We start from the raw sequence: 13,196 nt of genomic DNA on the forward strand, positions 1-13,196 counted from the left end.
TTGAAATATCTTGCTATAATAAATGATTATGACAAGAAAAAATATTTTGAGTGTTAAACGAATTGTAGTTAAGATTGGAACGAGTTCGTTGATTTTGCCAAATGGAAAAATAAATTTATCAAATATAGACGAGTTGGCTTTTGTTTTATCTGATTTGAATAATAAAGGTTATGAAGTGATTTTGGTGACTTCTGGAGCGATTGGAGTTGGCTTGAATGTGCTTGGTATAGATAAACGTCCCAAAGGGATTGCTGACCAGCAGGCTTTGGCTTCAATCGGTCAGGTTGAATTGATGAGTCTTTATACGCAAATGTTTCGTCGTTATTCGCAAAAAGTTTCTCAGTTACTTTTGACACGTGATGTGACTGATTTTCCAACGAGTCGTGAGAATGCTGAAAATGCACTAAATGCGTTACTTGGGCTTGGGATTATTCCAATTATTAATGAAAATGATGCTATTGCGGTTGATGAAATGGATCATCAAACAAAATTTGGTGATAATGATAAATTGGGAGCGATTGTTTCTAAATTAGTGAATGCTGATTTATTGATTATGCTGTCAGATATCGATGGACTTTTTGATAAAAATCCAACGATTTATGATGATGCGAAAATTTTTAATGAAATTCATGAAATTACTGATGAATTACGTCAAATGGCTGGTGGTGCCGGTTCGCGTTTTGGAACTGGCGGGATGACTTCAAAATTGGCGGCTGCACAGATTTTATTTGAAAATGGTCAAGAAATGGTTCTGACCAATGGCGAACGGATTCGAGAGATTAAAGAAATTATCGAAGGACGTGAGATTGGGACTTATTTTCATCAAAAATCTTGAGAAAGAAGGATAAAACGATGATTGAAGAACTTGGATTAAAGGTTAAAAAGGCGAGCAAAGAAGTAGCAAAGCTATCAACTGCCGACAAAAATGTTTTTTTGCAAAATTTAGCTGACAGCCTTATCGAAAATACTGACAGAATTATTTCTGAGAATGAAAAAGATTTGGCTAACGCTCTGGAACATGGAATTTCTGAGATTATGGTTGACCGTTTGCGTCTAAATGCGCAAAGAATTTCTGATATGGCAACAGGGTTGAGACAAGTTGCAGAACTTCCTGACCCAATTAGGCAAGTATTGCAAGGTTTCACTAATCTTGATGGACTTAAGATTTTGCAAAAAAGAGTGCCACTTGGCACTGTTGGAATGATTTTTGAAAGTCGTCCAAATGTGACTATCGATGCTTTTTCTCTTTGTTTTAAAACAGGAAATTCTGTTTTGTTACGCGGTGGGTCTGACGCGATTTATTCTAATATGGTTTTAGTTGAAATTATTAAGGAAAATTTGCTGTCAGCAAAAATTACTGACGGAGCAGTTGAATTGTTATCTGACACAAGTCATGCTGAAGCAGAAAAAATGATGCAGGCAGATAAATTTTTAGATGTTTTGATTCCGCGAGGGTCAGCGCGATTGATTAACCGTGTCAAAGAAAAAGCAACGGTTCCTGTCATTGAAACTGGGGTGGGTAATTGTACAATTTTTGTTGATGAATCTGCTGATTTAGAAATGGCGACAAAAATTGTGATAAATGCCAAAACACAGCGTCCTAGTGTTTGCAATGCAGCAGAAAGTTTAGTGGTTCACGCAAAAATTGCTGACGAATTTTTACCAAAGTTGGAAAATGAAATCAATAAAGTTCATGAAATTGAATTTCGTGCTGACGAGCGTGCGCTGAAAGTTCTGTCAGCTGGAATTCCTGCAACTGACGATGATTTTGGGACAGAATTTTTAGATTATATTCTGTCAGTAAAAACGGTTGATAATTTGGATGAAGCAATTGAGCACATTAATACTTATTCAAGTCGTCATTCAGAAAGCATTGTCACTCATGATTATTTCAATGCGCAAAAATTTCAAGATGAAATTGATGCGGCAGCCGTTTATGTCAATGCGTCTACAAGATTTACTGACGGTTTTGTATTTGGCTTAGGTGCTGAAATTGGCATTTCAACTCAAAAACTTCATGCCAGAGGGCCAATGGGCTTAGAGGCTCTAACCTCAACAAAATATCTGATTGATGGCACAGGACAAATTCGTTAAAAATATTAAAAGACTCGGCTTTTTATAAGCCGAGTCTTTTAATTCATCAGTAATTTTATAAATTGACAAGTTCTGTCAGTAATTAAATTTCATATTGAACATGTTTTTTATGTTCGTCAGTAGTTTCATCAAGTTCAATGGCTGAGCGACAAACTTTCTCACTTTCTAAAAGCTTACGAACAGCGATTTTTGCATCTGAGAAATCTTGATTTTCGGGAATCACAATATGAATCATTGCTGCATTTTGCTCACCGTCAATTGACCAAATGATAAGTTGTGTGACAGCAAGTACTTCAGGAAGTTGTTCAAGGGCTCTTAGAAGATTTTTGTAATCAATATCTTCGGGGACTGATTCAAGAAGAATACGTAAAGTTCCCCAGAATTTTGGAATGGCTTTGGATAAGATGAACAAAGCAATTAGAATAGAAAGAAGTGGGTCGAGCCAGTACCATTTTACAAAATGAAGGACGATTGAAACAATGAGGACTCCCAGCCAACCTAAAACGTCTTCGAGCGCGTGGAGATTTAAAATACTTTCATTTCGTGAGGAACCACGAGCCAAAAGCCATGCACCAAAACCATTGGCGACAATTGCAAAAATAGCCAAACCAAGCATACCTGTTGCTTCTACAGGTTGAGGGTTGAAAAAACTAGGAACGGCTTCGAAAAGCACAATGAAACTCCCCGTAATTAAAATGACACTTGTGAGTGAGGCGCCGAGTAAACTAAAACGTTGATAACCAAAAGAGAAGTGTTTGTCTTCTCGTTTTTTAGAGAATTTTTGGAAAAACCAGGCTAAACCGATAGCAACGGCATCTCCTGTGTCATGGACGGCATCAGATAAAATAGCCGTAGAATTAAAGAGCACCCCAAAAATAAATTCTAAAATCGCAAAGAAGAGGTTTAAAGCAAAAACGATTGTGACGTTTTGTGAGACAAGTTTATCCAGATGATTATGGTCATGCTCGCTTTTTATTTGTTTATTTTTAAGGCTCATGATTTCCTCCCTCTTGTTCATCCAAATGTTCTGCAACATCTTTCAAAAGATGTAAAATATGGCGGTCATAGATACTGTAAGTGACCGTTTTTCCAATTTTTTCATTCGTTAAAATCCGTGCATTTTTTAAAAGTTTTAGTTGTTGACTGACAAGAGATTGAGAAAGTTGTGTTTTTTCAACAATCTCATTTACGGTTAGGTTATCAGTGGCTAGGCTGGAAATAATTTTTAAACGTCCGTCGTTAGAGAAAAGTTTAAAAAATTCAGCAATATCTTTTTCGTTAATCATATTATTATATTATAATTTTATAATATATTTGTCAAGCTTTCTTTAAATATTTTATTTTAAGTTATTTTTGTTATGATAAACTGAAAGGAGAAGTTTTGCAAGATTTTATCCAATATATTTATTCTGCTTTTGAAAGAATCGCAGACTTTAGTGACCAGCAAAAAATAATTTTATTAGGTTTGATTTGTGGGCTTTTAATAGCTATCTTTCTTTATCCCTTATTAAGAATTTTAGTGACGCTTTTACATGAATTTGGTCATGCTCTGGCGGCGAAAATTACTTTTGGTAAAGTTTATAGAATTCATCTTAATCATGATAGTTCCGGCCTCACCCAAACAAGTGGTGGTGGGAGAAGCTTCTTTGTTTTATTGATGGGCTATCCAATGCCTTTACTTTTTGGCTGTCTCTTTAGCTGGTTTTTGATTATCAATCATCCAGAATTCATTCTTATAAGTCTGTTGATAGTCAGCCTTTCTGTTCTAATCGTCGTTAAAAATTGGTATGGCTTTTTGATTTGTTTGCTAGGAATTTTAATTACAGGGGCTTTGCTTTATTTTGGTCAAATTCAGATTTTTAATTTTATGGGTGGAGCTTTAATTGGTTTTCTGACTTTAGGGGCATTTATTGACCTTAGAGTAATTTTTCATAAAAATGAAGAACTTTCTGATGCAGATTTACTCCATGAGAAATTTCAAATAATCCCTGCTTTTGTTTGGAAATTAATTTTTCTTTTAATGATGTCATCTTGTCTATTTTTGATTATAATCACTTTCAAGACTTTATTCTCTAAATAAAAAATAATTTTTGACAAGTGGCGAGAACTTTGCTATAATCTATCTAACCTTTAAGATTGTCCAGAGAGGCAGGCAAGGTCAGAAATTAATAATGTAATAATATGATGGATACTGTCCATTTTCTGATACCTACCTGCATTCTCTTTTGAGTGCAGGTTTTTTGTATGTTAATGGACAACTTAGAAATGGAAGCTAAATCGCTAAATGAAAGATTTGTTAGTTTACTGACCAATTGATCATCAAGAATGAAAGGAGCCACAATGGCTAGAAAAGAAATTATTGACGAAATCACAATGAAACGTGCAATTACACGTATCACTTACGAGATTATTGAACGTAATAAAGAGCTGGACAAATTGGTTTTGATTGGGATTAAAACACGTGGTGTTTATTTAGCAAAAAGAATCCAAGAACGTTTGCAACAATTAGAAGGTTTGGAAATTCCTTTTGGTGAGTTGGATACACGTCCATTCCGTGATGACAAACAAGCTCAAGAAGACACGACAGAAATTGACATCGATATTACAGGAAAAGATGTCATTCTTGTCGATGATGTGCTCTACACAGGTCGGACAATCCGTGCGGCAATTGATGGAATTGTAAAACTCGGTCGTCCAGCTCGTGTTCAATTGGCTGTATTAGTTGACCGTGGACATCGTGAATTGCCAATTCGTGCAGACTACGTTGGGAAAAATATTCCAACGGGTCGTAATGAAGAAATCATTGTTCAAATGTCTGAACACGATGGCAATGACAGTATTTTAATTAAACGTGAAGATTAAAAAATTTCTGTCAGTAATTTAAAGTAAAAAATATGCTGTCAGTTACTGACGAAAGAATTAACAAATATTCAACTTAGAGTTTTAGGAGAAAAAAGTGCACGATAATGATATTATCTTAAAAGTTGATGAGAAACCAGCTGCAAGTCAGTGGTTTGGTCTCTCATTTCAACATTTGTTTGCCATGTTTGGCTCAACGGTTTTGGTGCCAATTTTAGTTGGGATTAACCCAGCCATTGCCCTCTTGAGTTCTGGACTTGGTACACTTTCACACATGAGTGTTACAAAATTTAAAGTGCCAGCTTACATGGGTTCAAGCTTTGCCTATATTGGTGCGATGACTTTACTGATGAAAAATGGTGGAATGCCAGCCATTGCTCAAGGGGCAATGACTGGTGGATTGGTTTATCTGATTGTCGCTTTAATTGTAAAATTTGCAGGTAAAGGCTGGATTGACAAAGTTTTACCGCCAATCGTCGTTGGGCCAATCGTTATGGTCATTGGATTATCACTTGCTCCAACAGCAATTAATGATGCCATGTACACGGACGTTGCAAATCTAAAAGGATACAGTTTAGCTTATATCATTATTGCCCTCATCACTGTGTTATCTATTGTCATTTACAGTATCTATGGCAAAGGATTTCTGTCAGTTGTTCCAATTTTACTTGGAATCATCACAGGATATGTTGCAGCAATGATTATTGGTAAGATTACAGGGATGAACATTGTTTCATTCACTGGAATCTCACATGCTAAGTGGCTGACCATTCCACCAATGGAAATTCCATTTGCCAATTACAAGTGGGCCTTCTATCCGTCAGCAATTTTGACAATGGCACCGATTGCTTTTGTCACAATGACTGAGCATTTTGGCCACATTATGGTTTTGAATTCATTAACTAAAAAAGATTACTTTAAAGAACCAGGATTAGAAAAAACATTAACTGGTGACGGTCTAGCTCAAATCATCGCCGGATTTATTGGTGCACCGCCGGTGACCTCTTACGGTGAAAATATTGGAGTTATGGCAATTACAAAAATTCATTCGATTTATGTTATTGCTGGAGCTGCCGTTCTTGCTATCGTTGTCTCATTCATTGGGAAAATTACAGCACTCTTGCAATCAATTCCAGCACCCGTCATCGGGGGAGCATCAATTGCCCTTTTTGGAGTAATTGCAGCTTCTGGTTTGAAAATTTTAGTTGAAAATAAAGTTAATTTTGATATCAAACGAAACTTACTAATCAGCTCAGTTGTTCTTGTTATCGGGATTGGTGGAATGATTATTAATATCACTCAAAATTTACAAATTTCATCAGTAGCCATTGCAACAATTCTCGGAATTGTTTTAAATCTTGTCTTGCCAAAAGATCCTAGCGAAATTTAAAAGATTCAAAATTACTGACAGAATCGTCAGTAATTAAAAAAAGTGAACTTATAACTGATAGAAATCCTATCGAGATTTCCATCAGTAGATAAAAATTTTGTCAGTTTACTGACAAAACAATCAAATATATTGTCAATAAAACTGTTGTGACAGAGAGCACACAGTCAGGGTAAAGGAGACCTCATGTCAGTAAAAAATGGATTAGTTCAACTCGAAAACCTCACAAGTATGGAAAAATTGAGTGTTGATGAAGTCATGGGACTTATCAAAAGAGCCTCAGCTTTCAAAGCAGGAACAGCAGAATTTGATTTAGAAAAACAAACTTTTGCTTCAAATCTTTTCTTTGAAAATTCTACAAGAACGCACCATAGTTTCCATATTGCTGAGCGTAAATTAGGCTTAGATGTTCTTGAATTTGATGCGCAAGCAAGCTCAATTAGTAAAGGAGAAACTCTTTACGATACCGTCTTAACACTTGATGCACTTGGCGTTGATATCTGTGTTATACGTTCAGGAGTAGAACATTACTATGAAGAATTAGTGAATTCAGATAATATTCATTGTGCGATTGTTAACGGTGGAGATGGTTCAGGGCAACATCCAAGTCAATGTTTACTTGACTTGATGACCATTTATGAAGAATTTGGCAAATTTGAAGGTTTAAAAATCGCAATTTCCGGAGATTTAACCCATTCACGTGTCGCCAAATCTAATATGATGATGCTCCAAAAATTAGGAGCTAGACTTTACTTTACAGGCCCAGCAGCATGGTATAGTGAAGAATTTGATGATTACGGTCATTATGCCAACCTAGACCGAATTTTGCCAGAACTTGACGTTCATATGCTCTTACGCGTTCAACACGAACGTCATGATAGTGGCGAAAGCTTTTCTAAAGAAGGCTACCATAATCATTTTGGACTGACAGAAGAACGAGCAAAAATGTTGAAACCAACAGCCATTATCATGCACCCAGCTCCAGTCAATCGGGGTGTTGAAATTGCTGACAGCCTTGTTGAAAGCCCACAAAGTCGGATTGTTCAACAAATGAGCAATGGTGTTTATACGCGAATGGCAATTCTTGAAGCAATTCTTGCTGGAAAAAAAGCTAAATAATTCAAAGCGCTGACAACAAGAAAAAATAATTGCTAAAGCAAAATTCAAAGGAAATATTTATTATGAGCAAAAGACTTTTAATTTTAGAAGACGGAACCATTTTTGAGGGAGAATCCCTTGGTGCAAACTTGGATGTTACAGGTGAACTTGTCTTTAATACAGGAATGACAGGCTATCAAGAATCAATCACTGACCAATCATACAACGGACAAATTTTGACTTTCACTTATCCAATTGTTGGAAATTATGGCGTCAATCGAGATGATTATGAATCAATTCATCCAACCTGTAAAGCCGTAGTTGTTCATGAAGCAGCGCGCCGTCCTTCGAACTGGCGGATGCAAATGTCTTTTGATGAATTTTTAAAAGCAAAAAATATTCCTGGAATTACAGGTGTGGATACTCGAGCGATTACTAAAATTGTTCGAGAACACGGCACTATGAAGGCCTCACTTGTACAAGCAAGAGATGAAGTAGAGCATCAAATGAGCCAACTTCAAGCGACAGTATTACCAACAAATCAAGTTGAAACAAGTAGTACAACGACCGCTTATCCATCACCAAATACAGGCAGAAAAGTTGTCGTTGTTGACTTTGGCTTGAAACATAGTATCCTACGGGAACTTTCAAAACGGGAATGTAATCTCACCGTTGTCCCATACAACACCAGTGCTCAAGAAATTTTGGAAATGGAACCTGATGGTGTCATGTTGACTAATGGCCCTGGTGACCCAACAGATGTACCAGAAGCAATTGAAATGATTAAAGAAATTCAAGGTAAAATTCCAATTTTCGGTATTTGCTTAGGTCATCAATTATTTAGTCTTGCAAATGGAGCAAAAACCTACAAAATGAAATTTGGACACCGTGGATTTAACCATGCCGTTCGTGAAATTGCAACAGGACGAATTGACTTCACCTCACAAAATCATGGATATGCCGTTTCATCAGAAAACTTACCTGAAGACCTAATGATTACCCATGTTGAAATCAATGACGACTCAGTTGAAGGAGTGCGTCACAAACACTTCCCAGCTTTTTCAGTCCAATTTCACCCAGACGCAGCTCCTGGGCCTCACGATGCCAGCTATCTTTTTGATGATTTCATGGATCTCATGGATAACTTCAAAAAATAGGATATTGATATAAATGTCTTTGAGTGTGTGACAGTATATTGCTCGTTAGATAATAAAAAAACTCAGAACTACTGAGTTTTTTTATTATCTATTTTTGTATAAGATTGTTACTGCTTTTCTCCGAAGCCGAAGATTCAATCAAAGTATAAGTTATTAATTATTTTTTATTATTCATTTAAGAAATAAGTTCTATAATAAATCTATTCCAAAAAATAAACTTTTTCATAAATACTCCTAAAGCGCCTACTAATCTAGGCGTTTTTTTATCCTCTCGCTTACAAGTTTTATTACTTCAGAAAGTGAATAAAATATTTTTAGAGGCATTATCAAGCATACAAAGTATTTTAGAAGTTGAGATTCAAAGTGATACTCAAAATATTAACAATAAAAAGGCATAGTGATAGGTTTTTTCTAAGTTAGTTTTTATCGAGAAGAAAATGTTCTTCACTTATTTACTGGTAAAATAATCAAATTTCCTCATGAATTTTTGTTTATAAACTTTAAATTTCAACCAATCTATTGATTACGCATTTCTATAATTATATGTAGCATGCACTTAGAAAAAGTGAATTCTTTTTGTAAGTTTAAAAAATACGCAATATGTTATAATCTAGAGATATGAAAATTAAAAAAATAGTATTTTCACTTATTATTCTTATAATATGTACTGTTATAGGAGTCTTTTACTACGCTTTTAAAGTTGAACCTTACCGTTTAGTAGTCAATGAGCATCAAGTGAATAATACAAATTCTAAAGAAAATTTGAAAATTGTTCAGTTATCCGATTTACATATTAAAAAGGATTTTAATGCTGATCGATTAGATAAAGTGATTCAAAAAACAAATGAACAAAATCCTGATTTTATTATTTTCTCGGGAGATTTATATGATAATTATTCGCAATACAATGAAAATGAAGCTGTTATTTCTAAGTTAAAAAGTCTGAAAGCAAAATATGGGAAAATTGCAATTTGGGGCAATCGAGATTATGGTGGGGGAGCTGTCAAAGAATATGCAAATATTATGGCTGAATCTGATTTCTCTCTTTTAAGAAATGAAAATCAAGTTTTTACTTTGGATAATGGTAAGAAAATTTTATTCACAGGTTTGGATGATGCTTTGTTAGGAAATCCGCAATTTCCCTCGCCAAATCAAATGGCTGAAACGAGTTATGATATATTATTGACTCATGAGCCAGATGAAGTTAGCCAATATCAAAATAAGGGTTATGAATTAATTCTTTCTGGTCATAGTCATGGCGGTCAAATAAACGTCCCACTTATTCCTCAAATTCAAAAAAAAGCTACGGCATTGATGAGCCATGCGAATAACTATACTGGTGGACTTTATCAGTTAGGGGCAAATGAAAAACTTTATGTTAATACCGGGATAGGAACGACTCATTTATCAGCCAGATTTGGTGTAGCTCCTGAAATTGCCGTTTTAACTTTTTAGGTGGCCTATTATAGAGTTTAAATAGAATACATTAGTTTAAATAGCATAAGACTAGGAAAAATGGAGGATTTGAAGGCAAGGGGAAATGTTTATTTGCTACTTAGTATAATAACAGCAGTAGGTGTTTGGAATATCGCTAATGGAACTCAGGTGAAAGCAAGTTCGAAAAGATCAGTTTATCGGCTTTATAATTCCAATGTTAAAGGTGGAGATCATTATTATACCTTGAGTAAATATGAAGCAAAAACTTTGGTCAATCTAGGTTGGCGTTGGGACAATAATGCAAATCCTGTCTTTTATTCAACTGGAACAGTCAATCTTTATGTTTCTTATAATCCTAATGCTCAGTCAGGTGCCCATAACTATACAACAAATATATTTGAGCAGAATAGTTTATTATCTGTAGGTTGGAAATATGGAGCTATTGCTTGGAAAACAATGCCTTCTGACAGTTTGCCTGGAACTCCAGCGGGTTGGAAGATTGATAAACCAATGAATATTGATAATTATTCAACCCAAACTTCTGCTTATAAACAATGTACTTGGTGGGTCTATAATCAAGCGAAAGAGTTTGGAATTAACTATGGATAATATATGGGAAATGGTAAGGATTGGCAAAATCAAGCAGGTTATCAGGTCACACAACTCCACAACTCTATAGTGCTGTAAGTTTTAAGGCGTATAAGATGGAGCTGATGCCACTTACGGTCATGTTGCCTTTGTAGAAAAAATTCGTTCTGATGGTTCAATATTAATTTCGCAATCAGGAACAGGTTATAGTACTTTATTTTCTTATCAAGTTTTAAGCAAAGATCAAGCTAGTCGCTTACCTTATGTAATTGGAAAATAGGTTTCTTTAAAAAATCAGCTAATCAAATTACTTGAGGGCATCCTTTTATCAAGGTATAATAGATATATCTTTATTTCAGATATTAATTGTTAATTCTAGAACTCATCGGTTGAACAATCGGAAATCAACAATTAATATCTGATTCAAATAGGGAAAAGAGAATTCTCCTTCGGGAGGATTTTTTAATAAAAAAATTTTTCTATTCTAAATATGAAAGGGGAGGATATGAGACTTTGGCATGAAGCTTTAATCAAAAAGCTTCCAAGACAGCAACTTTTGGGACAGCATCGTGAATGTTGTGCCCTTCGAGGAAAAGGGTGGGGGAAACCACATTCAACAGTAAATTATGTTTTTAATTATTCGCCCTATAAACTTTTTCAATATCATTTACAAGTCATGACTGAAATGAGAAAAAGAGGCTATCATCCGGATGAAAAATGGCTAAATCCTTTATATCGGGGACAAACTTCTAAAGTCTATTTAGAACTAGAAGAAGTTATTCAAACCTTCCCGATCTATCCTGAACATAATAATGATTATCTTGAAGATTGTAAAGAAAATTTGAGAGAAAAGGGAATAATAATCTAGAAAATAAAAAGAGGATTTCCTTTGAAAATGCTTAAATGATATGATAAAATCGTGAGTATAAAATGAGAAAGTGAGCGACTCATGATTATCGATTTAGGAAATGTCTGGGAGGCCTTGAGTGCGATTGGAACTATAGCTGTAGTTATTGTTTCGCTTTATTTGGCAAGAAGAGACTATCGAAAAAAATTAGAAGTTGACTATTGGACTTCTTATAAAATATTCTCTGGAGAAAAAATATCTTTGTGGTCTATTGATCTTGTAAATATTGGATCCGTTCCCGTAAAGATTTATGAAGTCGGTCTTTATCAAAAAAGTTGGTTAAGAAAAAGGAGGAAAAAAATAATATTTATGATGCCTAGAGATTTCGAGTACGAAAGTGCCAAACTACCAATTTTACTTAATCCGCAAGAAGATGCAACTTATTTCATAGCTAAAAATGAGTGGATAACTAAAATAAAAGAACTCGGAATTAATCAACGTAAGATTGGACTTTATGCTAGAGATACTACCGGAAAATATTATTATAGAAAATTTTTATTGGGGTAAATTTACTTTTTTTAAGAATTGAAAAGTTTGTAAAGTTTTTTTCTTGACAAAAGAAAATTTTAACTTGAAATTTATCTATAAATTTGATAGAATATTTAAGTATTCGTACAACTTTGGTCTGGCAAACAGTCCAAGGCAGAAAGGAAATTCTAACGATGAAACAAAATATCCATCCAAATTACCAACCAGTAGTCTTCATGGACACTACAACTGGTTTCAAATTTTTGACTGGTTCAACTAAAGGTTCTAAAGAAACTGTTGAATGGGAAGACGGAAACACTTATCCATTGATCCGTGTTGAAATCTCTTCAGATTCACATCCATTCTATACAGGTCGTCAAAAATTCCAAGCAGCGGACGGACGTATCGCTCGTTTCGAAAAGAAATACGGCAAACAATAATAGAAATGGTCCTTCGACCATTTTTATTTTTACCTGTAAAAGTTGTCATTTGACAGCTTTTTATTATGAAAAAATATAGAAATAAGATAAAATAAAGAAAAATAATTAAATTGTGGGAGAATATTAAAAGATGAAATGGTCTTTAAATGAATTAACGAAAAAAAAACAAATTAGTTTCAATGAAAAATTAAATCTACGTGATGATTTGCTCAAACGTTCACAAGAAATTTTGGATTGTCAACCAATTGAGGTTAAAGGTGAAATTGCTTATGATGATGATTTATTCTATTTAGATTATCAAATTAAAACAGTATTGACATTACCTTCGTCAAGAAGTTTAAAACCAGTCGAGTATCCAATTGATCTTCTTGTCAATGAAATTTTTGCGACTGAAGAGAGTTTGAGAGGGAATCAAGAATTATTAGACAATGATTTGATTATTATTTTGGATAAAGATTTAATCAGTTTAGATGAATCAATCACTGATAATCTTTTATTGGAAATTCCTTTGCAAATTTTTGCTGAAGATGAAGAGGCAGAAGAGTTGCCGGCTGGTAAATTCTGGTCTGTTTTGAGTGAAGAAGATTATGCCAAACAACAAGAAGAAAAATTGGAAGAAAAGAAATCTCCTTTTGATGCGTTGAATGGATTATTTGATTAGACAGCTCTCATTTTCAAAGGATTTCAGCCTTAAAGCATAAGAAAGCGAAAACAATTTAAAAAAAGCGTCAAATAGTTTGTACATAAATTAAATTTATCTT

General features: G+C 34.5%; 15 protein-coding genes. 13 read left to right on the forward strand and 2 right to left on the reverse strand.

Features of this window, described 5'->3' with window-relative positions; all coding sequences use genetic code 11:
* The first annotated feature begins 28 nt into the window (after positions 1-28).
* Both proB and MHB61_RS01180 read left to right on the forward strand, forming a co-directional pair.
* On the forward strand, positions 29-835 hold the full coding sequence (gene proB / locus MHB61_RS01175) for a glutamate 5-kinase (protein ID WP_026138929.1): 807 nt from the start codon (positions 29-31) through the stop codon (positions 833-835).
* Between the two features lie 17 nt (positions 836-852).
* Positions 853-2,094, forward strand: a complete 1,242-nt coding sequence (locus tag MHB61_RS01180; protein WP_003129397.1) for a glutamate-5-semialdehyde dehydrogenase — start codon at positions 853-855, stop codon at positions 2,092-2,094.
* 82 nt (positions 2,095-2,176) lie between these two features.
* Here the strand turns inward: MHB61_RS01180 and MHB61_RS01185 are convergent, their stop codons facing one another.
* Positions 2,177-3,091 carry a cation diffusion facilitator family transporter gene (locus MHB61_RS01185; protein ID WP_003129395.1) on the reverse strand — a complete coding sequence of 305 codons (915 nt, stop codon included), beginning with the start codon at positions 3,089-3,091 and terminating at the stop codon, positions 2,177-2,179.
* Complete coding sequence (locus MHB61_RS01190) at positions 3,081-3,380, reverse strand: ArsR/SmtB family transcription factor (protein WP_003129394.1); 300 nt, start codon at positions 3,378-3,380, stop codon at positions 3,081-3,083. Before MHB61_RS01190 ends, MHB61_RS01185 begins: the two co-directional genes overlap by 11 nt.
* Positions 3,381-3,475: 95 nt before the next feature.
* Between MHB61_RS01190 and MHB61_RS01195 the strand changes: the two genes are divergently transcribed.
* From MHB61_RS01195 to MHB61_RS01245, 11 genes are all read left to right on the forward strand, one after another.
* Positions 3,476-4,174, forward strand: coding sequence for a M50 family metallopeptidase (locus tag MHB61_RS01195; protein ID WP_003129391.1), 699 nt, complete (start codon positions 3,476-3,478; stop codon positions 4,172-4,174).
* Positions 4,175-4,434: 260 nt separating this feature from the next.
* Positions 4,435-4,956, forward strand: a complete 522-nt coding sequence (gene pyrR, locus MHB61_RS01200; RefSeq protein ID WP_137016696.1) for a bifunctional pyr operon transcriptional regulator/uracil phosphoribosyltransferase PyrR — start codon at positions 4,435-4,437, stop codon at positions 4,954-4,956.
* Positions 4,957-5,050: 94 nt separating this feature from the next.
* Complete coding sequence (locus MHB61_RS01205; protein WP_003129384.1) at positions 5,051-6,343, forward strand: uracil-xanthine permease family protein; 1,293 nt, start codon at positions 5,051-5,053, stop codon at positions 6,341-6,343.
* A gap of 183 nt (positions 6,344-6,526) precedes the next feature.
* Positions 6,527-7,459 carry an aspartate carbamoyltransferase catalytic subunit gene (locus MHB61_RS01210; RefSeq protein WP_003129382.1) on the forward strand — a complete coding sequence of 311 codons (933 nt, stop codon included), beginning with the start codon at positions 6,527-6,529 and terminating at the stop codon, positions 7,457-7,459.
* A gap of 62 nt (positions 7,460-7,521) precedes the next feature.
* Complete coding sequence (locus tag MHB61_RS01215) at positions 7,522-8,595, forward strand: carbamoyl phosphate synthase small subunit (protein WP_003129376.1); 1,074 nt, start codon at positions 7,522-7,524, stop codon at positions 8,593-8,595.
* A gap of 618 nt (positions 8,596-9,213) precedes the next feature.
* Complete coding sequence (locus MHB61_RS01220) at positions 9,214-10,050, forward strand: metallophosphoesterase (protein ID WP_003130766.1); 837 nt, start codon at positions 9,214-9,216, stop codon at positions 10,048-10,050.
* Between the two features lie 93 nt (positions 10,051-10,143).
* Positions 10,144-10,641 carry a CHAP domain-containing protein gene (locus MHB61_RS01225; RefSeq protein ID WP_226898137.1) on the forward strand — a complete coding sequence of 166 codons (498 nt, stop codon included), beginning with the start codon at positions 10,144-10,146 and terminating at the stop codon, positions 10,639-10,641.
* Between the two features lie 484 nt (positions 10,642-11,125).
* Complete coding sequence (locus MHB61_RS01230) at positions 11,126-11,488, forward strand: TIGR02328 family protein (RefSeq protein ID WP_010906050.1); 363 nt, start codon at positions 11,126-11,128, stop codon at positions 11,486-11,488.
* Between the two features lie 81 nt (positions 11,489-11,569).
* Positions 11,570-12,034, forward strand: a complete 465-nt coding sequence (locus tag MHB61_RS01235; RefSeq protein WP_003130761.1) for a hypothetical protein — start codon at positions 11,570-11,572, stop codon at positions 12,032-12,034.
* Positions 12,035-12,189: 155 nt separating this feature from the next.
* Positions 12,190-12,435: a type B 50S ribosomal protein L31 gene (locus MHB61_RS01240; protein ID WP_003130760.1), complete on the forward strand. Its 246-nt coding sequence runs from the start codon at positions 12,190-12,192 to the stop codon at positions 12,433-12,435.
* Positions 12,436-12,565: 130 nt separating this feature from the next.
* On the forward strand, positions 12,566-13,096 hold the full coding sequence (locus MHB61_RS01245; RefSeq protein ID WP_003130758.1) for a YceD family protein: 531 nt from the start codon (positions 12,566-12,568) through the stop codon (positions 13,094-13,096).
* Positions 13,097-13,196: the final 100 nt, after the last annotated feature.

It is taken from the genome of Lactococcus sp. FSL K6-0773 (assembly GCF_038006485.1).
Taxonomy (GTDB): Bacteria; Bacillota; Bacilli; order Lactobacillales; family Streptococcaceae; genus Lactococcus; species Lactococcus lactis.

Coding starts and splice junctions, on each gene's coding strand:
- proB (WP_026138929.1), top strand. CDS start 29: ATGACAAGAAAAAATATTTTGAGTGTTAAACGAATTGTAGTTAAGATT.
- MHB61_RS01180 (WP_003129397.1), top strand. CDS start 853: ATGATTGAAGAACTTGGATTAAAGGTTAAAAAGGCGAGCAAAGAAGTA.
- MHB61_RS01185 (WP_003129395.1), bottom strand. CDS start 3,091: ATGAGCCTTAAAAATAAACAAATAAAAAGCGAGCATGACCATAATCAT.
- MHB61_RS01190 (WP_003129394.1), bottom strand. CDS start 3,380: ATGATTAACGAAAAAGATATTGCTGAATTTTTTAAACTTTTCTCTAAC.
- pyrR (WP_137016696.1), top strand. CDS start 4,435: ATGGCTAGAAAAGAAATTATTGACGAAATCACAATGAAACGTGCAATT.
- MHB61_RS01210 (WP_003129382.1), top strand. CDS start 6,527: ATGTCAGTAAAAAATGGATTAGTTCAACTCGAAAACCTCACAAGTATG.
- MHB61_RS01215 (WP_003129376.1), top strand. CDS start 7,522: ATGAGCAAAAGACTTTTAATTTTAGAAGACGGAACCATTTTTGAGGGA.
- MHB61_RS01220 (WP_003130766.1), top strand. CDS start 9,214: ATGAAAATTAAAAAAATAGTATTTTCACTTATTATTCTTATAATATGT.
- MHB61_RS01230 (WP_010906050.1), top strand. CDS start 11,126: ATGAGACTTTGGCATGAAGCTTTAATCAAAAAGCTTCCAAGACAGCAA.
- MHB61_RS01235 (WP_003130761.1), top strand. CDS start 11,570: ATGATTATCGATTTAGGAAATGTCTGGGAGGCCTTGAGTGCGATTGGA.
- MHB61_RS01240 (WP_003130760.1), top strand. CDS start 12,190: ATGAAACAAAATATCCATCCAAATTACCAACCAGTAGTCTTCATGGAC.
- MHB61_RS01245 (WP_003130758.1), top strand. CDS start 12,566: ATGAAATGGTCTTTAAATGAATTAACGAAAAAAAAACAAATTAGTTTC.